Here is a 24,081-nt window from a genome sequence, read left to right on the forward strand (position 1 = left end):
TATCGCGGGCAAGCCCGCTCCCACAGTGATTCGTATGATGGCCTGGGATTGCGGCTTCACCACAACCTCCTGTGGGGAGCGAGCTTGCTCGCGATAGCGGTCTAAAGAACGCCGCCAATCACAGCTTGATCAACACCGATTTCAATTCGGTGTAATGCTCGATCGCCGCATACCCCATCTCCCGCCCGACCCCCGACATCTTGTAACCGCCGAACGGCAAAGCCGGGTCAAGGGCGCTGTGGCAGTTGACCCACACCGAACCCGACTTGATCCGAGGAATCATCCGGTGCACCGCCGCCAAATCGTTCGACCAGATGCTCGCCCCAAGGCCGTAAGGGCTGTCATTGGCCATGCGCAACGCGTCGGCCTCATCATCGAACGGAATCGCCACCAGCACCGGGCCGAAGATTTCCTCTTGTACCAAGGCATGCCGCTGGTCGACGTCGACAATCACCGTGGGCTTGATGAAGAACCCAGGGCCGAATTGCTCACCGCCGCAGGCGATGGTCGCGCCACTTTCCCGGCCTTTTTCGATGTAGCCGTAAACCCGTTCCTGTTGACGGGCGGAGATCAACGGGCCCATTTCGACACTAGGGTCCAGGCCGTTGCCGAGCTTCATCGCGTTGGCGATGTCGGCGATGTCCGCCACTACATTGTCGAAATGCTTGCGCTGCACATACAGCCGGGAGCCGGCGCAGCAGACCTGGCCCTGGTTGAAGAAGATCGCATTGGCGGCACCCGCGGCAGCGGTCTTCAGGTCGGCATCAGCCATGACGATGGTCGGTGATTTGCCGCCCAGCTCCAGGGTCACCCGGGTCATGGATTCCATGGCGATCTTGCCGATCTGCTTGCCCACGGCGGTGGAGCCGGTGAAGGTCAGCTTGTCCACCAACGGGTTATGAGTCAGGGCGGAGCCCGCTGTGATGCCGGTGCCGGTGACCACGTTGAACACGCCTTCGGGGTAACCGGCTTCCAGCACCAGTTCGGCGAGCTTCAGCGCGGTCAGCGGCGTTTCGTCGGCGGGTTTGAGCACCACGGTGCAACCGGTGGCCAGGGCAGGGCCGAGTTTCCAGCAGGCCAGCAGCAGAGGGAAATTCCAGGCGACGATGGCCCCGACCACGCCCACCGCTTCGCGGCGAATGAAACTGTGGAATTGATCGTTGGGCATCAACGGCAGCGACACGTCGACGCTGGAGCCTTCGATCTTGGTGGCCCAACCGGCCATGTAGCGCAGGAAGTCGATGGACAGTTGCACGTCCATCACTTGAGCCACCGCCGCGCTCTTGCCGTTGTTCAGGCATTCGAGTTGCGCCAGCAGTTCTGCGTCGCGCTGCATCAGATCGGCGAGTTTCCACAACAGGTTCTGCCGCTCCCGAGGGCGGGTGCGGGTCCAGGCCGAATCGTCGAAAGCCTGACGAGCGGCCAACACTGCGCGGTCGACATCGTCGGGCGTTGCCCGTGGTACCAAGCACAGCACTTCGCCGGTGGCCGGATTATGCAGAGGCATGGTCTGGCCGTCGGCGGCCTCGACCCAGTCGCCGCCGATGAGCATGCGTGGGGCGCGTTGGATAAAAGCAGTGGTTGCGGGAAGCAGCGGGGGATTATCATCGCGAGACCTCTTATTGTTCGTGATACGAGGCTCTACGCAATGGTTGTGCCAGTTGCTTCTGGGGCGACAATTGTCAGATTTTTCGGTGGGTTGTGAACGAATGAGTTTGCGGTAATGACTTTATGTGTCGCACATTGCGACGGGTTGAGACGGCAGCTTGCTATTCGACGAGGGGGGCAAAGCCGCATCTTAAATACAACGTGCCGCATTCGGCTGTTCTCATCCAGCCCCGCATTTGTTCTGATTTGCATCATTTCAAGCTTTGACAATACTGGATCCCAACGGTAACTTGTCGAAAGTGACAATTTAAGGTGCGACAGATTTTACCATGCCAAGACCCAATGTAAGTGAAGAGCGTCGTGAGGCAATCCTGCAGGCATTCGAAGCGTGCGTAGTACGCAAAGGTATCGCGAGTACTACGTTGATTGATATAGCGCAAGAGGCTGGTCAGGCTCGGTCGTTGGTTCGGTACTTCATTGGAAACCGGGATGAAATGGTGTCCTGCCTGATTGAAAGGTTATTGGTACGTGGCGAGACTCAATTGAACGCGTTGAAGAGTCGAAAGGCACCCGTTGCTGCTGCGGACCTCGTTGATCTATTGCTTGATGAGGTTTTCGCCGATGTCACGACGAACGCCGTCATAATCGAGCTTTGGCAAATGTCCCTCCATGACGAAGCTCTCCGAGCGCGGCTCACTTCTATTTATCATCGGTTAATCAGTGAGGTGTCCTCTCAAATTGCTGAAGGTCATGCTTCTAGTCCAACTGATGCGGCGTTCGCCGCCGTCTCAATGGCGATGGGCGCCGCTTTCTTCAAGCAAATGGGGCTGACGGTTAACGACTCTTCTCATCTTCGTGTCAATATCGTGAGAGTGATGACAGGTTTTGAAGGAGCGGCAAAAAAATCAAAGCGGCAGTAAAAAAACATACACTTGGCTTCAGAGCGCGCATTACGGTTGCGGTCGGAAATATTTCGCAGCTCTCTTTGCTCTGCAAACATTTTAGCAAGCATTAATGGTTTTGGACGAAATGCTTGGACAGAATTATCGCTGTTCTGGGCGGATTTTTTATTAAAAAATTTAAATGACGATTTAAAAAAGGCGGCCCGAAGGCCGCAAAGCGTCGAACATGATGAGCGTGATATTTGTAATATTACTGTACGCCAGCTTGGCGTAGCGCGTTAGGCGTGAAGTCATGCTTGGATGCATTTACACCGAACTGATAGTTGCGTTTCTCTTCATTTTTTAAGCCTACTATTACATAGCGACCACTTACTAGATCGTGAAGTGTCTCAGCAGTAAATAACGGCACTTGAACGTTATAGAAAAACAAACTGTGAGCCTCTGCCACACGCCATAAATTATCACGGCCGTCATAATGGTCAACTACAGAAGCCTGCCAAGTGTCTTCGTCAATGTAAAAATCACGTTTGCTATAGATGTGCCGAGTCCCTGCTTTTAGCGTTGCGGTTACATGCCAGACCCGATGCAGTTCGTAGCGCAACAGTTCTGGATTCATATGGCCGGCCCGGACAATATCCGCATACTTGAGACTCGGTGAGTCGAGCTTGTAACTGTTGTAAGGTATATAAATTTCCTTCTTGCCTACCAACTTCCAGTCGTAGCGATCTATTGCCCCGCTGAAGAGATCGAAATTGTCTATAGTGCGCTGCCCATCAGAACTTGGTCCAGGTCCATCATAGGCCAACTGAGGAGCGCGACGCACGCGACGTTCTCCTGCGTTGTATTGCCAAGCCATCCTTGGTTCCTTTACTTGATCAATTGTTTCATGTATCAATAAGACTGAACCGGCCAGCCGGGGAGGAGCAGTGATGCTTTGCTTTACATAGAATAATATGTTACTTGAGGTATTATCGTCCTCGCCGGCTAGGTGGCTAGGAGAGGCTACTAGCTCTTGCGCGTACACAGGGTTGAAGCCACCTTTGGCATCTGGAGCTATTTCTACAAACTGCCGGCTCTCACTACCACCGCGATAGCGAGTAATATGATTCCAAATGACCTCTTGGCCATTTTGAGGAATAGGAAAAGCATAAGACCCGGTAAAGTTCTCAAGTCCGTTACCACCGGCTACTAGCGTGGTTTTAGTTGCGTTTTTCTTTATTTCTGAAAGCACTGTATCGGGCAGGCTAGCGGAGCGATGTGTCGGATACACATTCATTTTGTAGCTGTTTGGGTAGCGTTTGAATAGCGCGACTTGTCCAGGCGTTAGTTTGCCTTTGTATTGCTCTAAATTTTGCTTAGTAATACTGAATAAGGGTTTTTCGCTGGCAAAAGGATCACCCAAAAAACCGGCGCTATCTACGGCTGCGGCATTTTTGGGTAGGCCGCCCGTCCATGCAGGGATACTACCGTCGGCATTGCCCAATTTCTCTGCGCCGACCGGAGTTAAACTGCTGACTAACTTGTTGACTTCATCTGCGGATACTGCGGCCATGGATTCAGTTGACAAGATAACTAGTATCACAGCGCTGAACCATGGCAGTAATGTAGTTGATTTGTTTTTCATTGTCGTCCTCGAACTTATCCGTATCTAGAAATTTACGCCAAGGCTGAGCGCAATAAAGTCTCGATCGATGGCTGTGTTGTACTCGCCACCGAAAAAATCGGTGTATGAGACGCTTGCGGTATAGGCATTACGATAATCGGCATTTACTGCCAAGCTGATTGCTTTGCTGCCTTCATTGAAATTGGGGCCATAACCATGGACGTCATGAGACCAAGATAAGCTTGGTTTAAGGTTTACGCTGGCAAATACATTCTGGTAGTCGAGGACCGCGCGAGCGCGATAGCCCCAAGAATTATTGGTATAGAAACCATCCTTGTTGCAATCTCTCGGATTTGCAGTATTGAGCAGTGCAGTACATGACGCATTTGCAGGGAGAGGACTGCCATCCAATGGATTCACTCCTGCAGGCATCTGGCCATTGCCATATGCTGCTTCTCGACCAAAACGCAGTGCGCTGTCGTTAAGGTCACCAATGTGGTTGTAGCCAACTTCAGCCACCAAAGTCAGTCGGTCGGCTGCCATGACCTGATCGAAAAAGTGGACGACTGTCACCTGGGCTTGACTGAATGGCTTGCGCACGTAGCCATGGAACTCTTCGCCCGATATTGGAGCGGCAAGGCCGCTGGAAAATATTGGAGTATTAAGCGGGAAGGCAGCAGCCCCAAAGAGCGCTGGTGTCATGATGTCCACGGCGTTGATCTGCATCGGCATGTTCGGCCGATAACTGACCTCACCGGACACCGCTGTGGCACCTAGCGTGGTCGAAAAGCTTAATCCATACAGATGAATATCTTCAGGGTATTCAAAAAAGTAACCACCGGACGAGACGAGACGTGTATTACCTTCGACACCTGGCGTGCCAACGCCGGAGCTTAAGCTCGCGGCATTAGCAACAATGGCACTTAGGTAAGGTGTGCGGCTATGATAGTTAATCGCATACAGCCCGAACTCAGTATCATTGAGTTCTTTTGCATACCAGCGCACTGCCACCCCAAACTGTCCTGAATTCCTAGCATCACGGTCAGAGCCTCGTGGCAAATAAGTTGTCAATGCAGGACCAACAGGCAGTTGTGTTTCCAAACGGTCATCGCAACCGTCTGCAACGGTGTCTGCACCAAAGAAGGTGCCGCAGTTATCTACTACGGTTTGCTCCCATTCCAACTGGTAGAATGCCTCAGCCGAAATATTCTCGGTCAGATTTTGAGATAAGTAGATCATGTTTACTGGTATGAGGCCTTCCTTGATTTCTGCTCCGGGACGCCGGAAGGCGGCGACATCAACTGGGTTGATAGAATTGATACTGTTCTGGATAAAGGCGCTTTCACCCCAACTGACCACTTGCTTACCCAGACGCACTGACCCAGGCTGATCAGCAACGGTGTAGTTCTGATAAATGAATGCATCGAGTAATTGGGCCCCTGAAGATCGGGCTGCTTCCTTGCGATTGTGGTCATCGATGTCATAGAAGTGGCGGCGTTCATCTTTCAGTTCGAAGTCATACCAATATTTACCACGCACAAAGATGCCACTATCTTCATATTTCAACTGGAAATCATGTGTTCCTTTAAATATTTTAGAGAATGTCTCGCCTTTTTTGAAATTTAAACGGCCGTCGTCACCGGTTTCGCTAGAAGCATTTCCACCATGACTCGTGCCGATATTCGATGAGTCAGCATTTCGTGCGGCCCAACTAGTCCCCACGGACAATGAGCTATCAAACTGTCCTTCTATCTCCCCAAGGCTAAATGAAGCGGCCTGGGTCATATGTATGGATTGCGCGCTCAGGCTTATAAACCCTATAAAAGTGGCGCGTTGCCAGGTTGGGTATTTTGACATGTTGGCTACCTTTTTGTGTTTATTTTATTTGTGCAACAGTCTTTTTGTGATGAGCATCTTACATCGCATTCTAATTAAATGGGCAACAGTCCTTTGTAGTTAGTCGTAACTGGTTTTCAATCCTTGGGGCTAAAAAACGTGCATATGCGCACAATTGTTCGACTCTTCTCGAGCCACTGAGTGTGCGTTATTACAGTTTGATAGCGGCGGGGCACGGAGGCACTTATCAGGTGTTGTGCTCAGTCGAATTGTTTAGCTATAGCTCTAAAAAAGGAAATGGTTTCAATTTCTCGATTTGTTTCTTCATTCATAGTAGTGCCATATGCGCGGTTCGATGAAAGCTTGACAATTACAACGTCTCGTGATGGGTCGACATATATAAATTGGTTGTAAATTCCGATCGCGCTGAACTCACCACGCGCACCATCCGGAATCCACCACTGATATCCGTATCCCAGTGGCAATGTGTGATCCGCGAGGATAGGCTGTCCTGGGAACAAATGGGGCTTATCTGGCTTGACCGAATCTTTCACCCAGTCTGTAGGGATTATTTGCTGTCCTTGCCAGACCCCGTTGTTGCGGTACAGTTCTCCCAGTTTTGCGAAGTCATGTGCAGTTAAATTCAGCCCTGCGAATGCCATTTCCATACCGACATTGTCTAACAGCCAGTACCCGTCTGATGTCATACCCAGTGGGCCGAACAGTTTCTCCTGCATATAGTCGGTAATCGAACGCTTGGTCGCGTGAACCAACAAAGCTCCCAAGGCTTGAGTGTCGCCAGAATTGTAGCGGCATACCGTACCCGGTTCACTATCGCGAACCATTTCAGCTACGAATGCATCAAGCGTACTCGCACCGCTCATAACAGCGCCCAATCGATGAACTTCTGAGTTGGGGTCGTTGTACGCCTCGCTCCAACGTGCGCCAGAGGACATCTGCAGCACATTTTTTATGCTCACGCCGTCATATGCGGAGTTTGGCAAAACAGTTATGTAGTCACTGATTGGATCTTCAATGCTGCGAATATGTCCCTCATTTACCGCGATGCCAACGAGAGCGGAAATGAAACTCTTAGCCACTGACCAAGAAATCCAATGAACATTTCTACCTCCGGTCAGAGCATATCGTTCGTATCGTACTATACCATTCTTCAGAACTAGTAAAGCGGCAGTATCTGTAGCTTCAAAAAAAGCTTCGGCACTTTTTACCTCTCTGTTGTGGCTATAGGTGTCCGGCAGCGTTATTGGAATGTCGTTCGGAAAATCATAGGGAATAGTCGCGGCGCTCATTGTGCTAGTCGGAAGGAGGTCTTTCAGGCGCGGGAACGTTTCATGTTGCGAGGCGCCGCTGAACAGACCTAGTTTTTCCATTGAAACGTTATTTTTAGCTGTCATTGTTGTTCGCCTCTAATAATTATCGTCAATGTTGGTGCGGATATCATCGGTGGAGATTCGAATAATGGGGCGCTGAATAGCTGAGCTTTTTTGATTCCCCAGGCATTCGGTAGGGTCTCAGCTCAACCAAGCAATCTCTCGATCAAACAGGACCGTTGTCTCGATATTCGATTTGCTAGCGTGCCAGCCCCTGTAAATTGTCATTGATGACAATTTATTCGTGGGTTCGAAGATTGTCAATAGTGAAAAATTTCGATTAAACGAGTCGTTTTTGATCCATAGGGGCCTGTCCAAGATAGGCCTTGATGATGGCGCTAGCTCTTTAATGTGCGGCCCCATGGTCTCGCCTTGGAGTTGGCGGCGAGAAACGTAGAGAGCTCCGAGTTGCTCCGACATCCATCCAAGCGTCGTTCTAGACACTGGCTCTAGACGCCAAGATTGAGGCTCCTATGAGAGGTTGACGTGTTTATGCGGTGGATGACTAAGGTGAGGGGCTTGTCGTTCACAAGGTTGTGCGCTGCCCTGTTGAATCGGAGGGCGTGTATTGCTGCTCACTTGCTCAAGATTTTTTCTCATTAGGGCGTCCCATAATCGCGTGTCTAGGCAAGACGTCTATGTTTGTATCAGGCTGCGACAATTGTCTCGATAGTAGACGCCGAAGCACTCGTCCCGACCGAATTCCGACACTTAATAAAAATGTAATTCCTTGATAATACAGGTTATAGGGAAGCTGGCACGCTCTGTGTATTGCTCATCGCAGACGTTTCTCTTGCCTCCGTCAGCGGGTTGTCGCCGACGGCAGAAACCATAAAAACGATAAGCCACAAAAATAAGAAAGCACCGTGCGAGGTTCGACGTTGATGAAGAGAAAACTCCGATCAGGCCTGAGCGTTAGTCTGCTGGCCGTGGCGGCCTGTGTGGCGCTGCATTCGCCTTACAGCCTGGCAGCTCGCGAGGCCCAAACCATCCTCAAGGAAACCTGTCAGGGCTGCCACACCCCCGAAGCCGATAACGCCCTGAGCCGTATCAGCCACCAGCGCAAGACGCCGGAAGGCTGGCTGATGAGCATTGCCCGGATGCAGGTCATGCACGGGTTGCAGATCAGCGATGACGATCGTCGAACCCTGGTCAAATACCTGGCCGACACCCAGGGCCTGGCGCCGAGCGAGACCGACGGTGTGCGTTATGCGCTGGAGCGACGGCTCAATACCGTCGAGAAATTCGACGAGCAGACCAGCCAGATGTGCGGCCGTTGCCACTCCGGTGCGCGGGTTGCGCTGCAGCGCCGACCCGCCCAGGAATGGGAGCGCCTGGTGAACTTCCACCTCGGCCAGTGGCCGTCCCTCGAGTACCAGGCCCTGTCCCGCGACCGCGACTGGTTCGATCTGGCCCGCAAAGAGATGGTGCCGCTGCTGGCCAAGCGTTATCCGCTGGACAACTCGGCCTGGAAAGCATGGCAGGGCAGCGCGCCGAAAGCCGAGGCGCTGGTCGGCGACTGGAGCTTCAGCGGGCACCTGCCGGGTAAAGGCGAACTGGCTGGCGTCATGAGCGTGACTGCCGACGGCAGCGACACGTTCAAGGTCAGCGTCAAAGGTCAGTACGCCGACGGTAGCCCGTTCAATGGTGAGGGCAGTGCGATTGTCTACACCGGCTACGAATGGCGCGGCAACGTGACCATCGATGGCGTGACCATGCGCCAGGTGTTCGCCGCCCAGGGCGACGCCATGCAGGGCCGGATGTTCGAGGCCGAGCACGACGAGCGGGGTCTGGATTTCGTCGCCGCTAAACAGGGTTCCAACCGTTTGCTGGCGGTGCAGCCGGGTTATCTGAAGGCGGGCAGCGAAATCGAAGTTACCCTGATCGGCAGCGGTATCACTGGCAAACCAGACTTCGGCAAAGGCGTGGAAGTGCTCCAAGTGCTGGAGCAAACGCCCGAGCGCCTACGGGTCAAACTCAAGGCGGCTGCCAATGCGCAACCGGGCCTGCGCAACGTCACGGTCGGCACGCTGAAAGGCCCGACGCTGTCGGTCTACAGCAAGATCGCTGAAGTCAAAGTCGTGCCCGAGTTCTCGGTGGCGCGGATCGGCGAGGGCGGTGGTTCGACGCCGAAAGTCCAGGGCCGTTTCGATGCTGAGGCGTGGGGCAAAGGGGCTGACGGCAAGCCCTATCGCATCGGCGTGTTCCCGGCGCAGTGGAAGGTCGAGGCTTTCGATGACCGCGCCAAAGAGGATGAAGACGTCAAGTTTGCGGGCACCATGCAGACCGATACCGGCGTGTTTACCCCAGGCGATGCCGGGCCGAATCCGCAGCGCAAGATGTCCACCAACAATGCCGGCAATCTCAAGGTGATCGCCGCGGTCGACGACGCAGGGAGATCCCTGACCGGCGAAGGCCACCTGATCGTCACCGTGCAACGCTGGAACAATCCACCCATTCCATAAGTTGGCTGTTTTTAGCGGTTCCAGACACTTTTCGGAATGACTGCAGGCCTCGTGAATCGGGACTTGCACAGGAGGTTTGCAATGGGCGCTATTTTGAATCTGGTCGAACGGAATCTGCACGAAGTGCATGTCGACGCCGACCGCATGCTGTTCCACATTCCCAGCAGCTCGCTGTTCGCCAGCGATGAGCTGACGGGCACCATCATCGATACCTTGCGCGGTCCCGGCTGTTCGTCGGACGACCTGATCCAGCGCTTGGCCGCACGCTTCAACGGCGAAGAGATCACCGAAACCCTGCGTGAGCTGATCTCCCTGGAACTGGTCAGTGACGGCTCGCCGTTGACCCCGGACATCGGCACCAAGCGCGTCGAGCGCACGGCAATCAATACCGTGGTGCTGAACGTCAACACCGGCTGCAATTTGAGCTGCACCTACTGCTACAAGGAAGACCTCGACAAGCCGTCGGCCGGCAAGAAAATGGATGTCGAAACGGCGGTGGCCTCGGTCGAGATGCTGTTGCGCGAATCCCCGGATGAAGAGCGTTTCACCGTGGTGTTCTTCGGCGGCGAGCCGCTGAGCAATCGCAAGCTGATTGAGTACATGGTCGACTACTGTGAAAAGCGTTTTGCCGAGGCGGGCAAGTTCGTCGAATTTGTCATGACCACCAACGCCACGCTGCTCACCGAAGACACCGTGGACTATCTCAACGCCCATCGCTTCGGGCTCTCGGTCAGTATCGACGGGCCGAAAACCGTGCACGACCGCAATCGCATTACTGTGGGCGGGCAGGGCACGTATGACGTGGTGCGGCGCAAGGCCGAGATGCTGTTGTCGCGCTACAACAGCCGCCCGGTCGGCGCGCGGGTAACCCTGACCACGGGCGTCACCGACGTCGAAACGATCTGGGACCACCTGTTCAACGAACTGGGGTTTGCTGAGGTCGGTTTTGCTCCGGTGACGTCCGGCGATATCAGTAGCTTCAACCTGTCCAGCGACGAGCTGATCGAAGTCTTCGCCAACATGAAAAAGCTCGGTCGGCGTTATCTGGAAGCGGCACTGGAGCACCGCAACATCGGTTTCTCCAACCTGCACCAGTTGATCACCGACATCCACGAAGGCCACAAAAAAGCCCTGCCGTGCGGTGCGGGCCTAAAGATGCTGGCGGTGGATCACAAGGGCGAATTGAACCTGTGCCACCGTTTTACCGGTTCGAGCTTGCCGACGTTCGGCAACGTCCACAGCGGCGTGAAACAGGTGGAGCTGAACGACTTCCTGTCCCAGCGCCTGGACCGCACCAACACCGGTTGCGAAGACTGCCAGATACGCAACCTCTGTTCCGGCGGCTGCTACCACGAGAGCTACGCCCGATACGGCGACCCGACTCATCCGACCTATCACTACTGCGAACTGATGCGTGACTGGGTCGACTTCGGCATTGAGGTCTACACCCGGATCATGGCTCACAACCCTGCGTTTATCAGCAGCTACATCACCCCGCGCAAGGCTCACTGATATGAAACATCTCAAGGCAATCAACAACAAAGCCCAGAAACTCGATCAGGCGGCGGCCGAAAATCGTATCGAAGAAGTGGTGGCGATGAGTTCCGTCGCCGGCTGCGCTTCGACCACTGACCCAGGTTGGGAAATCGACGCGTTTGGTGGCGTGTCGTCGCTCTGCCAGCCGATGGAAGCCGACCTGTATGGCTGCTCCGATCCATGCTGGTGGCCGGCCCAGGTGCCGGACATGATGAGCACTTACCCGGACTGGAACAAGGACGCCCAGGCGTCCAACGATAACTGGCGCAACCTAGGCACTGTCTTTCCAAAAGACAAGTGATCGGTCATGAAGAAGGATTCCAGCATGCAATGCATCAAAGCCTGCGGCCTGGCCGCGTTCGGTGTCCTGAGTGCTATGTCGCTCAATGTTCTGGCCGATGAAAACACCGCGCTCCAAAGCGGTCACGAGTACCTGATTACCGCCAATTATCCGAACAACCTGCACGTGATCGACTTGGCTAATGACAGCTTGTTCAAGACTTGCAAGATGCCCGATGCCTTCGGTCCTGGTACGATCCAGTTGTCGCCGGATCGCAAGACCGCTTATGTACTGAACAACCATTATGCGGATGTCTACGGCGTTGAGCTGGACAGCTGCAAGCAGGTATTTCACGCAAGCATCACCCAGAAACCGGGTGAAAAAGCGAAGTCGATGTTCGCCTTTACCCTCAGCCATGACGGCAAGGAACTGTTCGCCATCGCCAACCCGACGTTGATGCTCAATGATCGCTACGAAGTGCAGCAGCCTCGGCTCGATGTGTATTCGACCGATGCCGGCATGGACGCCAAGCCCGTGCGCAGTTTCCCGGCGCCGCGTCAACTTAACATCATGCAGAGCGGTGATGACGGAACCTTGTATGTGGCCGGGGCCGACGTCTACAAGGTCAACGTGCAGACTGGCAAGTTTGACGTGCTGATTCCCAGCCGGCATTGGAAACGTGCCAATTACAGTGCTCCGGACGTGCTCTACATATGGAATCAGCAAACCTATCAACATGATTTTTCGCTGCTGTACACAGCGGCGAAATTCAAGGACAAAAAGCAGGACCCGGCCACTGCCGAATATCTTTATGGGCTTTTCAGCATCGACCTGAAAAGCGGCAGGACCGAAACCACTGACTTCGGCCCGCTGACGGAAATCTACTTCACCGGCATGCGCTCGCCGAAAGACCCGAACCTGATGTTCAGTGTGCTCAATCGTCTGGCCAAGTACGACATCAAGCAGAAAAAACTGCTTCAGGCGGCGACGCTTGATCACTCCTACTACTGCATTTCGTTCAACAAGGACGGCAGTAAGATTTATCTAACCGGGACCTTTAACGACGTGGCGATTTTTGATGCCGACAGCCTGAAGCAGGTTGGCAACGTCAAGTTGCCGGGCGGGGACATGGCGATTACAACTACGCAGGTGTTCACTCGGTAGGAGAGGGCGATTAGGTATCAGCTATTTGATGGCTAGTACCGTCGCGGAGCTAATTCAGACCATACCTCGATCGAGCCCTGACAGCACAATCGCCGATTTACCGTAGCGGACAACGCCACACGGGCTAGCCAGTGCAGACACAGCTACTTGAACAAGCACTGGTTGCTTGGTTTGAGCGACTCAGGGACTTGGGCCATCCAGGGCGCAAGTTCCGGGGTCAACCGACGGAGCTGATGTTCGACGAGGTCGGGGTGCTCTTTGGGGGGCTGTTTGTATCTATTCAGGCGGTAACCACCGAGACGGATTTTTGGATGACCTCGCGCGACTGTTCCACAGCAGCCCCAGCGGCATGATGGAGGCGGTGGCCTATGTTACCCAAAAGAGGTGTCACTTTCGGACTAGCAAAAAACAGAGAAAAGACAGGCTCAATGCAGTGAAAAGGATCATGCCCAGCACCGAATGCGCTGGCAGGGTCAGCATAGTGCCCAGCGCGATAGCCAGTGCAGCGAATCCCATTTGTAAAAAGCCAAGCAATGCCGAAGCAGCTCCAGCTTGTTGGGAGAATGGGTGAAGTGCGATTGCCGTACCGAGCGGGTTGAACAACCCCATTCCAAATAGAAAGATGCTCAGCGCGGCGCAGAACGCAATGAAATCTTCCGGTCCAAACAACAAGGCTGCACTGCCTGCCAGCGCAACCATGAGACCGGCACGCGCCGCCTTGGCCTGTCCCCAGCGCTGGGCCAGGCGCGGCGCCAGCAGGCCCGAGGCGAACACAACGAGTACGGTGGACGCAAAAAACAACCCGAATGTCAGCGACGTGAGTCCGAAACCGGTCAACAGAATGGCAGGAGCCATCGAGAAAAAAGCATAGAGCGCACCGGTGACCAAGCTCACGGCCACAGCCGGTGCCATAAGTCGGCGATCGTTCAGCAATCTCCCATAGCTGCGCAGGACGCTTGGGAGCGAGAGCAGCGATCGCTTGTCAGGCGAGTGGGTTTCTCCCAAGCGAGTGGCGTACCGCAGCCCTAGAACCAGCGCAAATACTGCCAGCATGACGAAGGTTGCCCGCCAGCCAAGCAACCCATTAAGCATGCCGCCCAGCAATGGAGAAAAGCCTGGCGCAGCGGCCATGGCGACCATGGTTAGCGATAATGCACGCGCCAGTTCCTGACCGTCGAATAGATCGCGCGCGATGGCGCGCGACAGCACCGCGGTGGCGCACACCCCCAATGCCTGTATGACGCGACCGCCAACGAGTTGCGGCAGCGTGTTAGCCATCGCACAGACGACGCTTCCGATGACGAAGACCGTCAGACCAATGAGCACCAGCCGCTGCCGTCCGAATCGGTCCGACAGGGGGCCGACGAACAACTGGCCTAGCGCGAAGGCCAGAAAAAAACTGCTTAGCGTGGCCCCCAGGTCGCGGATCGAAACGCCCAGCTCCGTGCCCATGGTCGGGAACGCGGGCAGGATGATGTTAGTGGAGAGCGCGCCCAGCGCTGCCAGCGCGGACAGCATAAATAGCACGCCTGCCGTGAGTGGGCGCGGCACTTTGGTTTCTACCGCCAACGGGGGTGCCAATACAGGTTCGAGTCTCATGCCAAGTCCAGATATGTCAGGTTGAGTGCAGCGGCACCCACCGCCAGCATGCTGGCCACATGCGGGTCAGTAGGTGCCATTACAGCTGATGAGCCAGTTTCAGAGGTCCAGGCGGCCAGGCGGAAAATAATGTCTGGGTCATTCGATCACATCTTGTCGGGTGATGATGTTCGACTGCTGTCGCCAGCTAAGGTGAGCACTCATGCACACCGAGAGCATGGAAAAGCCTACGCTCGCAAAGTTAGTCCTCCGCTGTGTCGTCCCCGTCGTTGCCGAGGCATTCAATGCAGTCATCCAGAAAATCATGCAATGCAGCAACGCGCTCGATGCCCAACAGCTCGTTGAGTGCCGTTTGCGCAATCTTCCAGGCACGCTGCCCTTCAGCTTGCTTCGCGTGTCCCGCTTCAGTCGCATCGACAAGACGGCTGCGGGCATCGTCGCCTGCGCCGACCGTCAACAAGCCCTGGGCCGCTAAGGGCTGAAGATTCCGGGTTAATGTCGAAGCCTCCATCTGCATTCGCCTAGCGAGGTCGCTTGGACGAATGGGACCCAGTCTGACGACGTGCGTCAGCAACGCGTACTGCGTGTTTTTCAACCCGGTCTCCGCGACATAGTGGTCGTAGTGGCGCGTCACCATTCGTGCGAGCTGGCGGAGCTTCAGGTTGGTGCACCCTTGTGGCTTGGTTGGCTTTTTCATGTTAAATATTGTAGCTACAACTATTGTATATGCAAGTATATTGAGAAAGGAGACACTTATGGCCGATCAAGTAATTGCGCAATGGATTGAAGAGGAGCGGGTTGTCCGTGCTCGCCTTCAGGCAACTGATGTGATTCCCAGGGGGGAGGCTTTCACTCGCACGGGGATGGAAGTCTTCGAGGCTATTTTTACCGGGGAGTTGCCACCTCCGCCCATCGGCGACACCCTCGACTTTGTACCGATCCACATGGAGCCCGGCGTCGCTGTCTTTCAAGGTAAGCCACGGCGCAGGCATTACAACCCCTTGGGCATCGTGCACGGAGGCTGGTTCGCCACGCTGCTTGATTCGGCGGTGGGCTGCGCCGTGCATACGACCCTGGCTGTCGGCAGGGGCTACACCACGCTTGAACTCAAGGTCAATGTTGTACGTGCCTTGACCGATGCGGTGCCGCTAGTGCGTGCTGAGGGCAAGGTGATTCATGTCGGGCGCCAGGTCGCCACGGCTGAAGGACGGATCGTCGGCCCTGATGGGGTGCTTTACGCGCACGCCACCACGACATGCCTGATCTTCGATGCCCCTGCACCTTCGCCGAGGAATCCACATGAGCAAGCCTGACTTTCGTGAGAAGTCTCATGGTTACGCGTAGTCCAACACAGCCAATATCATCGCGTCTCGATTAACGGAAAATTCATGAAATACACATCCTTTGGCAAGACCGGCCTGCAGGTTTCGCAGGTGGCGCTCGGCACGGGCAACTTTGGCACGGGCTGGGGCCATGGTGCCGATCCCGATACCAGCAAAGCGATCTTCAATGCCTATGCCGAGGCTGGAGGCAACTTCATTGATGGCGCGGACGTATACCAGTTTGGGCAATCAGAGGAACTACTCGGCACCCTGCTGGAAGGACGGCGCGAGAACTTTGTACTCGCGACAAAGTACACCAGGGGTGCACAGTCAGACGCTAACCGCCTCGTCATAGGTAATAGTCGCAAAGCGATGGTGGCCTCGGTGGAGTCAAGCTTGAAACGTCTCCGGACTGATCGCATAGACCTCTACTGGACGCATTGGCCGGATAATGTCACCCCCACTGAAGAAATCGTCCGAGGGTTCGAGGATCTCGCGCGCGCGGGCAAGATTCTTTACGCCGGTCTTTCTAACTTTCCGGCTTGGCGGCTGTCACGGGCAGCCACTTTTGCAGAACTCACCCATGCTGTGCCGATCGCCGCGGCACAGTTCGAGCACAGCCTGGTTCGCCGTGAACCTGAGGCTGAGCTGTTTCCGGCTTCTCGTGCGCTGGGGCTCGGCATCGTCACTTGGTCCCCACTGGGTGGGGGCATGCTGACCGGTAAGTATCGGAAAGGTGAGACGGGGCGCGCCGAGGCCTTTGGTGGCAAGGTGTTTCAGCCGGAAAATAGCGAGCAGCGTACTAAGGTGCTCGACACAGTGATCGCTGTTGCTGACGAACTTGGCGTCAATCCCGGACAGGTTGCAATTGCCTGGGCCGGTACACATGGGTCTGTTCCGATCATAGGGCCCCGTTCAGTGGTTCAGCTCACTGACAATCTCGGTGCTCTGTCGGTCGAGCTTTCAGCAGAGCAAGTCAATCGCCTTGACGCCGTGAGCAGTCTGCAATCTTCAGAAATAACGAGGACGGCCGTCCCCTTCGTCACAGGCGATGCAAGTCAGGTCGTTGCCTGATGAGTTCGTCACCCAGTGTGGCTCGTGCTGTTGCGGCTGCGGGCGCATCATTAAGTGCGCAGGAACCAGTCCAAGTGTTTGCTACCTATAGGCTCATGACATCGCCTGAATTGCTTGGCCTGCCGCAGCGCGCTGCCGTCGAACCGCAGGCCTGCGTCGTGAGGAAGTCGCCGCGTTGGCGGGTGTCGGCTTGACCTGGTACTCCATGTTTGAGCAGGACGCGACATAGTGGTATCGGACGACTTCCTCCAGCGATTGTCGCGAGGGCTGCGGCTCGACCGAGCCGAACGGAAGCACCTTTTTTTAAAACAATACTTGACCCGTTAAAGGCTTGGAAACGCAAACTGCGACGCCTCGTGGCTCGCGCGTTTGGGCCAGCGTTGAGTGATTGCCTTGCGTTTGGTATAGAACCGCACACCATCCGGTCCGTAGGCATGCAGGTCGCCGAATAGCGAGCGCTTCCAGCCGCCGAAGCTGTGATACGCCACCGGGACGGGCAGGGCGACGTTGACACCGACCATACCGACTTCGATTTCGTCGCAAAACAGCCGGGCGGCTTCGCCGTCGCGGGTGAAGATGCAGGTACCGTTGCCGTATTCATGTTCGTTGATCAGACGCATGGCCTCTTCAAGACTGTCCACTCGCACGATACACAGCACTGGACCGAAGATCTCTTCTTTATAGATAGTCTGGTCGGTAGTGACGTGGTCGAACAGGCATCCGCCAATGAAGAAACCTTCTTCGTGGCCAGGTACTTTGAAATCCCGACCATCGACCAGCAAGCTCGCACCGGCCTCGACACCTGCGTTCACATAGCCGATGACCTTGTCCATGTGCGCGCGGGTGACAAGCGGGCCCATGTCCAATCCGAGTTCGGTGCCGGCACCGATCTTCAGTGCCTTGATCTGTGGCGTCAGCTTGGCGATCAGTGCGTCGGCCACTTGATCACCCACGCAAACGGCGACGGAGATGGCCATGCAGCGTTCGCCACAGGAACCGTATGCGGCGCCCATCAAAGCGTTGACCGTGTTATCAAGATCAGCGTCCGGCATGACCACAGCATGGTTTTTCGCACCGCCCAAGGCTTGTACGCGTTTGCAGCGTCGGGTGCCCTCAGTGTAAATGTACTCGGCAATAGGCGTGGAGCCGACAAAGCTTAGCGCCTTGACTTCCGGCGCTTCGATGAGCGCGTCCACCGCAGTCTTGTCGCCATGCACGACGTTCAGAACACCCTTGGGGAGGCCGGCGTCGTGGAACAATTGGGCAATTAACAGCGTTGAGCTCGGGTCACGTTCCGACGGCTTGAGGATAAAGGTGTTGCCGCAGGCGATTGCCAGCGGATACATCCACAACGGGACCATGGCTGGAAAGTTGAATGGCGTAATGCCTGCTACCACGCCTATGGGCTGGAAGTCAGACCAGGCATCGATACTCGGGCCTGCGTTGCGGCTGAACTCGCCCTTGAGAATTTCAGGCGCGGCGCAGGCGTACTCGATGTTCTCAATCCCGCGCTTGAGCTCACCCGTTGCGTCCTCCAGCGTCTTGCCATGTTCCTCACTGATCAGTTGGGCAATTTTGGCTTCATTGGCTTCCAGCAACTGCTTGAATCGGAACAGAACCTGTGCCCGTTTCGCCGGAGGCGTGTTGCGCCAGGCGGGGAAGGCCGCCTGGGCGGCGTCGATTGCTTCTCGAACGGTTTCGATGCTGGCCAGGCAAACCTGGCGGATGACCTGGCCATTGGATGGATTGAACACATCGGCCATACGGCCGTCAGTGTGTACGGCCTGGCCGTTGATTAGGTGGTGAACGTTGCTCATGAAAAACCTCGTATCCAGGATCGTGGTTGAAGTTGCGGGTTGCTGGAGAAAGACATCCAGTGTGAATCCCGTTTAGAGCTGGCTGGCCAGGGGAGTCGTTTGCTGCAGAGCCTGGTGCATGGGAGCGAATCCTGCTCATGGAGATGGCCTAGCTTGTGCTTACTGAATAGGTGAGTTAAATCTATATCTACTTAATTTCACATATGGAAGAACTCACCTATGGCGAAGATGCCTCCCTTGAGCCAGGTCAGTGATTTCGACCTCCGACTCCTGCGGATTTTCAAAACGGTGGTGGAATGCGGGAGTTTTGCAGGTGCAGAAAGCGCCTTGGGCATCAGTCGCTCGGCCATCAGTCTGCACATGAGTGATCTGGAGAAGCGTCTGGGCATGCGGCTGTGCCAACGCGGCCGTGCCGGTTTTGCCCTGACTGACGAAGGGCGTGAAGTGATGCGCGCCGGTGAGACAGTGCTGGTCGCAATCGAAGGCTTCCGCAGCGAGGTCAACCAGATGCATCAGCAGCTTCGCGGCGACCTGAACATCGGCATCGTCAACAATCTGGTTACCCAACCCAAAATGCGCATCACGCAAGCCCTCAAGTCCGTGAGGTCCGAAGGGGCGGGTGTGCGCGTCAATCTGAGTATGAGCACGCCGGGGGAGATTGAGCGCGGCGTTCTTGACGGGCGTCTGCATGTGGGGGCTGTGCCGCTGATCACGCCGCTGTCGGGGTTGGATTACAGTTTGCTATACGAAGAACGTTCCAATCTCTACTGCAGTGCCGAGCATCCATTGTTCCAACGCGCTGGCGCTGTCAGCAACGAAGACTTAGCGAGCGCCGATGCCGTGGTGCCTAGTTACCGCATGACTGCTGAAGCCATAGGTTTGCACCAGATGCTCAACCTGGCTGCCTCCGCCACGGACCGCGAGGGCATTGCTTTTCTGATCCTCACCGGCAGCTACATCGGATTTCTGCCTGACCACTATGCCGCGAACTGGGTGGAAAAAGGGATGATGGTGGCCTTGAGCCCAGATCGCCTATTCTTCGAAGCCAAACTGGCCGTTGCGACTCGCAAAGGGCGCCGGCAAAACCTGATCCTTGAACGCTTCCTGGAAGCCCTTCAGCAGTCCCGTTAATTCCGCGCAGTATACCTATCTCTCCCAACGCATCTGGCGAGCCCATCCATCGCTGGCTCGCGTTGTCGTTTGTCGCCTTGAAAAAAGATTTACGGGCCCTGTTGACACAAACTTTCAGACAGTCCTAATCTGTATGCAGCACTGCGCACAACGTAATGCACATAAAAACATACAGCCACGATTCTCTTCTGCCTAAAACAAAAACCTTACGGAGAGCTTCAAAATGACTCGTTTTTTCCCTCGCTCCATCTTCAATGCAATGCTCGGCGTAACAGCGATGGGGGCCTTGCTCGCCCAAGTCCCGGTTGAGGCTGCCGAATCTCAGATATGGAAAGATGTGCAAAAAGCGGGAGTGCTTCGTTGTGGTGCGGCGGTGGCGGCGCCCTATGTGATGCGCGATGCCGCCTCGTCCCAATATAGTGGTTACTTTGTGGACCTGTGCCGCGACTTCGGCGAAAAGGTCCTCAAGGTCAAGGTCGAGTTCGTCGATACGGTCTGGGACAACCAAGTGGCGGGGTTGCAGAGTGGCAAATGGGACCTGTCCATGGCCTTGAACCAGACCCCGGAGCGTGCCTTGGCGGTGGCCTTTACGGTACCGGCAACCGACTATCAGATCTCGCTGTTGATCAACAAGGACAACCCCAAGCTCGCCGGCGCGGGCACCTCGATTGCTGACTACGATAAAGCCGGTGTGACCATCGCGGTGATGTCCGGTAGCGCAGCAGACAAGGCGGTCTCAGGCTTGGTCAAGCAGGCGACCATCGTGCGTTTGCCGGGCTCGGATGAAACCCGCCTGGCCCTGATGTCTCGTCGTGCAGATGTACTGGCTGATGCCAGCGACACAAACCATCTGTTCGCCTTGGCCAACCCCGATTGGTCCAAGGAAGTCATGCCCAAGCCGGCAATTGCCAAGCAAGGGGTTTCCTTCGCTATTCGTCGCGACGTTTCTCCCGCCGACCTTCAGGTACTGAACATCTATCTCAGCCAGCGCCGGGAGGCGGGGGAGATCGATGCGCTGGTGGACAAGGCATCGGCGCAAGTCAACGCCGCTAACAAAGCTCAGTAATCCCCGCTCAAATCCGAGAGCTGCCGGTTGTGGCAGCTCTCCTGGAGGCACTTCCCAATGAATACTCCCCATTTGGTGGCGGCTCAGCCACAGTCGGTGCACGCCTGCGATGTGGCTTTTGTCGGCGACTTCATCCAGCTTCGCGGTGTCTGCAAGTCCTATGGCGAGCAGCTTGTGGTTATGGACAACCTCAACCTGGACATGCGTGCCGACGACAGGCTGGTGATCATCGGCCCGAGTGGCAGTGGCAAGAGTTCGTTGCTGCGGGTGCTGATGGGGTTGGAGGGTATCCAGGGTGGAACCATCGATTTTCAGGGCAAACCCTACATTTGCGGCAGCAAGCGGCAAGGCAAGCCATTGGATGCGGCCTTGCACACCCAGATTGGCATGGTGTTCCAGCATTACACCTTGTTTCCGCATCTTTCCGTATTGAGCAACCTGACCTTGGCGCCCATGAAGGTCCATGGCCTGTCCAAGGCACAAGCCACCGAGAAGGCCCGTGCCTATCTCGCTCGCCTCGGCCTGGAAAGCAAACTCAATGCCTATCCGAGCCAACTCTCTGGTGGACAGAAGCAGCGGGTGGCCATTGCCCGTGCCTTGATGCTCGAACCCAAGCTGATGCTGTTCGATGAAGTGACGTCGGCCCTCGATCCGGAAATGGTCATCGAGGTGCAGAACGTGATGCTGCAACTGGCAGAGCAGAAGATGGCGATGATCATCGTGACCCACGACATGCATTTCGCCCGTCACATCGCGACTCGAGTGGTGTTCTGCGCCAACGGCAAGGTGGTTGAGCAAGGGCCGCCTGAACAGATCTTCACCCAGCCCAAAGAAGCCCGTACCCGGGAATTCCTAGAAAAAGTCCTGCACCTGGACTGAGGGCTGACGCCATGAACTATCAATTCGATTTCCACTTCCTCAATGGCAGTTTCGACGCCTTGTGGGAGGGCTTGAAAGTCACTCTGGAGCTGGCGCTGGTTTCCAACCTCATTGGCATGGTGCTCGGTTTCGGTTTGTGCCTGTTGGCCATGAGCCGTTGGTTTTTTATCCGCTGGCCCGCTCAGTTGTTCATCGAGTTTTTCCGCTGCACGCCGGCCCTGCTGCAGATTGTCTGGTTTTTCTACTGCGTGCCGATGCTGTTCAACGTGTTCATCGATCCAGTCGCCATGGGCTTCCTGGCGTTGGGCCTGAACCTTACAGCGTTCAACGCCGAAGCTTACCGGGCCGGCGTTCAAGCGGTGCCCCGCGAGCATCTGGATGCCTGCGTGGCCCTGGGCCTGCGCCCGTTTCATCGGACTTTTTACGTCGTGCTGCCTCAAGCCTTGCGTAGCGCGTTGCCGGTCCTGATGACCAACGGAATCGGCACGTTGCAGCAGAGCGCCCTGGTCGCCATCGTCGCGGTCTCGGACCTGATGTACGTGGGCAAGAGCCTGGCCACGGAGGCTTATCGCCCGCTGGAAACCTACACCCTGATCGCCTTGATCTACTTCGTGCTCTCGCTGCCGATTGCCCAGTTGGTGCAATACCTGGAGCGGCGCCAAGACACTGCGACCGCGCACTGAGGAGAACGTCATGACGCTCGATTTTTCCATCGTTCTTTCCTACTGGCATGTGCTGCTCAAGGGCCTCGCGCTGACATTGGCCTTCACGATCAGCTGCGCGATCATCGGCAGCCTGGCTGGCTTTGCTCTCAGTCTGTTGCGCAATAGCCGGATCCGGTTGCTGACCCTGCCGACGACACTCTTCGTTGAGTTCTTCCGTGGCACACCGTTGTTGATCCAGTTGTTTTGGATCTTCTTTTGCCTGCCGGTGGTGTTTGGCCTGGATATCCCCCCATATGCCTCGGTGCTGATCTCGCTGATCCTGTATATGGCGGCAATCACCTGCGAAACCTTCCGTGGCGCCCTGAAATCCATCGCCAGCGAACAACACGACGCCTGTACCGCCTTGGGATTGACCTCGCGGGTGAAGGTGGTCTACGTGATTTTCCCCCAGGCACTGCTGCGGGCTATTCCGCCGCTGTTGTCGAACGTGGTCAGTCTGTTCAAGGAGAGTGCACTGATCTCCTCGGTAGGTGTGGCGGACCTGATGTTCGTCGGCCAGAACATTTCCAACAGTACGGCCCGACCGGTCGAGTTCCTTTCAGCCGTCGCAGTCATCTATTTCCTCGTGGCCTTCCCACTGACGCGTCTGGTCGGTGTGGTCGAAGCCCGCATGCTCCGGCGTTATGCCTACTAACCCACTCTCTCCAGGAGAATTTACATGCTTGAACTCAAAGGTATCCTGCCTGCCCTCGTTACACCTTTTGATAAAAACGGTGCGGTCGACCACACCATGCTTGCCGATATCGTCGAGCATCAGCTCAAGGCAGGCGTCCATGGCTTCGTGCCCCTGGGCTCCACCGGCGAATACTATGCGCTGACGAATGAAGAGCGCCGCCAGATACTGGCTACCGTCAAGGAAGTGGTCGGCGACCGCGGCACCCTGATTGCCGGTGCCAATGGTTCCTGCACCCGTGAAGTGCTGGAGCAGGTCCAGCAGACCGTGGACGCCGGCTACAACAACCTGCTGATTGCCCCGCCATACTATGCGCTGCCTTCCCAGGAAGAGTTGCTCAGCCACTACAACACGATTCTTGAAGCGTTCCCGCAAATCAATGTGGTGCTTTACAACTACCCGGTCCGCACCAACGTGGAGGTCGGTTTCGGGGTGATGCAAGCACTCAAGGACCACCCGCGCGTTGTCGGTATCAAGGAAAGCAGTGGCAACCTGCTGCGCGGTATCGAGATCGGCGAGAACTACAAAGGCAAGATCCAATTGTCCTGTGGTTCCGACGATCAGGCCCTGGACTTTTTCATCTGGGGCGCGACCAGCTGGATCTGCGGCCCCGCCAACGTCTTCCCGGAAAAAGTCGTCGATTTCTATCAGAAGTTCAGCGCTGGCGACCTGGCCGGGGCACAGAACGTCATGCGCAATCTGTTCCCGATCATGTCCAGTCTGGAAAGTGGCAAGTTCGTGCAGAAGGTCAAGTACGGTACCGAGCTGGCGGGCTTCCAGGCCGGCAATGCCCGTGCCCCACTGTTGCCGTTGACTGACGATGAAAAAGCCGAGTTCCGTAGGGTATTCGAAGCGGCCCAGCGTTAATACGTCATCGGTGCTGGCGCCGAACGCGCCAGTACCGGCGGCCGCAAGCAGCTTGCCAGCGCGACGCCCGAAGTCTATTGAAGGAGGGGCGGGAGGCTTTCCTGGCAAGTGCTGCAAAGGTTTTTGCGCTGGACGATGAGCTA

The 24,081-nt window shown here is 55.8% G+C and carries 20 protein-coding genes and 1 pseudogene; 14 read left to right on the forward strand and 7 right to left on the reverse strand.

Going from position 1 to position 24,081, the window contains the following annotated elements; genetic code table 11:
* Positions 1–118: 118 nt before the first annotated feature.
* On the reverse strand, positions 119–1,552 hold the full coding sequence (locus tag PCOSP_RS11840; RefSeq protein WP_464711355.1) for an aldehyde dehydrogenase family protein: 1,434 nt from the start codon (positions 1,550–1,552) through the stop codon (positions 119–121).
* Positions 1,553–1,937: 385 nt separating this feature from the next.
* Here PCOSP_RS11840 and PCOSP_RS11845 point away from each other — a divergent pair, with 385 nt between their 5' ends.
* Positions 1,938–2,528, forward strand: a complete 591-nt coding sequence (locus tag PCOSP_RS11845; RefSeq protein ID WP_464711356.1) for a TetR/AcrR family transcriptional regulator — start codon at positions 1,938–1,940, stop codon at positions 2,526–2,528.
* A gap of 232 nt (positions 2,529–2,760) precedes the next feature.
* On the opposite strand, the gene PCOSP_RS11850 is transcribed toward PCOSP_RS11845, so the two are convergent.
* The 3 genes from PCOSP_RS11850 to PCOSP_RS11860 form a co-directional block, all read right to left on the reverse strand.
* Positions 2,761–4,134, reverse strand: a complete 1,374-nt coding sequence (locus PCOSP_RS11850; protein ID WP_464711358.1) for a DUF1329 domain-containing protein — start codon at positions 4,132–4,134, stop codon at positions 2,761–2,763.
* Between the two features lie 24 nt (positions 4,135–4,158).
* The gene (locus PCOSP_RS11855; protein WP_464711359.1) at positions 4,159–5,970 is read right to left on the reverse strand and encodes a DUF1302 domain-containing protein; all 1,812 of its coding nucleotides are present in this window, start codon (positions 5,968–5,970) and stop codon (positions 4,159–4,161) included.
* Between the two features lie 239 nt (positions 5,971–6,209).
* Complete coding sequence (locus tag PCOSP_RS11860; protein WP_464711360.1) at positions 6,210–7,364, reverse strand: serine hydrolase domain-containing protein; 1,155 nt, start codon at positions 7,362–7,364, stop codon at positions 6,210–6,212.
* An 860-nt stretch (positions 7,365–8,224) separates the two neighbouring features.
* Between PCOSP_RS11860 and peaA the strand changes: the two genes are divergently transcribed.
* From peaA to peaD, 4 genes are all read left to right on the forward strand, one after another.
* Positions 8,225–9,805, forward strand: coding sequence for a quinohemoprotein amine dehydrogenase subunit alpha (peaA, locus tag PCOSP_RS11865; RefSeq protein WP_464711361.1), 1,581 nt, complete (start codon positions 8,225–8,227; stop codon positions 9,803–9,805).
* 81 nt (positions 9,806–9,886) lie between these two features.
* Complete coding sequence (gene peaB / locus PCOSP_RS11870; RefSeq protein ID WP_464711362.1) at positions 9,887–11,317, forward strand: quinohemoprotein amine dehydrogenase maturation protein; 1,431 nt, start codon at positions 9,887–9,889, stop codon at positions 11,315–11,317.
* Between the two features lies 1 nt (position 11,318).
* Positions 11,319–11,642, forward strand: a complete 324-nt coding sequence (gene qhpC / locus PCOSP_RS11875; protein WP_033061173.1) for a quinohemoprotein amine dehydrogenase subunit gamma — start codon at positions 11,319–11,321, stop codon at positions 11,640–11,642.
* Between the two features lie 24 nt (positions 11,643–11,666).
* Entirely contained in the window at positions 11,667–12,785 is a 1,119-nt protein-coding gene (peaD, locus tag PCOSP_RS11880) for a quinohemoprotein amine dehydrogenase subunit beta (RefSeq protein WP_464711363.1), read from the forward strand.
* Between the two features lie 387 nt (positions 12,786–13,172).
* Here peaD and PCOSP_RS11885 read toward each other — a convergent pair whose 3' ends face one another.
* Complete coding sequence (locus tag PCOSP_RS11885) at positions 13,173–14,384, reverse strand: multidrug effflux MFS transporter (RefSeq protein WP_464711365.1); 1,212 nt, start codon at positions 14,382–14,384, stop codon at positions 13,173–13,175.
* 241 nt (positions 14,385–14,625) lie between these two features.
* Positions 14,626–15,081, reverse strand: a complete 456-nt coding sequence (locus PCOSP_RS11890) for a MarR family winged helix-turn-helix transcriptional regulator (protein WP_464711366.1) — start codon at positions 15,079–15,081, stop codon at positions 14,626–14,628.
* Positions 15,082–15,139: 58 nt separating this feature from the next.
* Between PCOSP_RS11890 and PCOSP_RS11895 the strand changes: the two genes are divergently transcribed.
* From PCOSP_RS11895 to PCOSP_RS11905, 3 genes and pseudogenes are all read left to right on the forward strand, one after another.
* On the forward strand, positions 15,140–15,697 hold the full coding sequence (locus PCOSP_RS11895; RefSeq protein ID WP_464711368.1) for a PaaI family thioesterase: 558 nt from the start codon (positions 15,140–15,142) through the stop codon (positions 15,695–15,697).
* Between the two features lie 75 nt (positions 15,698–15,772).
* Positions 15,773–16,780, forward strand: coding sequence for an aldo/keto reductase (locus PCOSP_RS11900; RefSeq protein WP_464711370.1), 1,008 nt, complete (start codon positions 15,773–15,775; stop codon positions 16,778–16,780).
* A 95-nt stretch (positions 16,781–16,875) separates the two neighbouring features.
* A pseudogene (locus tag PCOSP_RS11905) lies at positions 16,876–17,086 on the forward strand (helix-turn-helix domain-containing protein); the annotation flags it as partial.
* Positions 17,087–17,103: 17 nt separating this feature from the next.
* Here PCOSP_RS11905 and PCOSP_RS11910 read toward each other — a convergent pair.
* Positions 17,104–18,597: a CoA-acylating methylmalonate-semialdehyde dehydrogenase gene (locus PCOSP_RS11910; RefSeq protein WP_464711371.1), complete on the reverse strand. Its 1,494-nt coding sequence runs from the start codon at positions 18,595–18,597 to the stop codon at positions 17,104–17,106.
* Positions 18,598–18,816: 219 nt separating this feature from the next.
* On the opposite strand from PCOSP_RS11910, the gene PCOSP_RS11915 reads away from it, so the two are divergent.
* From PCOSP_RS11915 to dapA, 6 genes are all read left to right on the forward strand, one after another.
* The gene (locus tag PCOSP_RS11915; protein WP_464711373.1) at positions 18,817–19,728 is read left to right on the forward strand and encodes a LysR family transcriptional regulator; all 912 of its coding nucleotides are present in this window, start codon (positions 18,817–18,819) and stop codon (positions 19,726–19,728) included.
* A 223-nt stretch (positions 19,729–19,951) separates the two neighbouring features.
* Positions 19,952–20,794, forward strand: coding sequence for a substrate-binding periplasmic protein (locus tag PCOSP_RS11920; RefSeq protein WP_464711374.1), 843 nt, complete (start codon positions 19,952–19,954; stop codon positions 20,792–20,794).
* A gap of 57 nt (positions 20,795–20,851) precedes the next feature.
* Positions 20,852–21,673: an amino acid ABC transporter ATP-binding protein gene (locus PCOSP_RS11925; RefSeq protein WP_464711376.1), complete on the forward strand. Its 822-nt coding sequence runs from the start codon at positions 20,852–20,854 to the stop codon at positions 21,671–21,673.
* Positions 21,674–21,684: 11 nt separating this feature from the next.
* Entirely contained in the window at positions 21,685–22,356 is a 672-nt protein-coding gene (locus PCOSP_RS11930; RefSeq protein WP_464711377.1) for an amino acid ABC transporter permease, read from the forward strand.
* Positions 22,357–22,366: 10 nt separating this feature from the next.
* Positions 22,367–23,032: an amino acid ABC transporter permease gene (locus PCOSP_RS11935; RefSeq protein WP_464711379.1), complete on the forward strand. Its 666-nt coding sequence runs from the start codon at positions 22,367–22,369 to the stop codon at positions 23,030–23,032.
* Positions 23,033–23,056: 24 nt separating this feature from the next.
* Entirely contained in the window at positions 23,057–23,938 is an 882-nt protein-coding gene (gene dapA, locus PCOSP_RS11940; RefSeq protein WP_464711381.1) for a 4-hydroxy-tetrahydrodipicolinate synthase, read from the forward strand.
* Positions 23,939–24,081: the final 143 nt, after the last annotated feature.

The sequence above is a fragment of the Pseudomonas sp. MAFF 730105 genome, assembly GCF_055380705.1.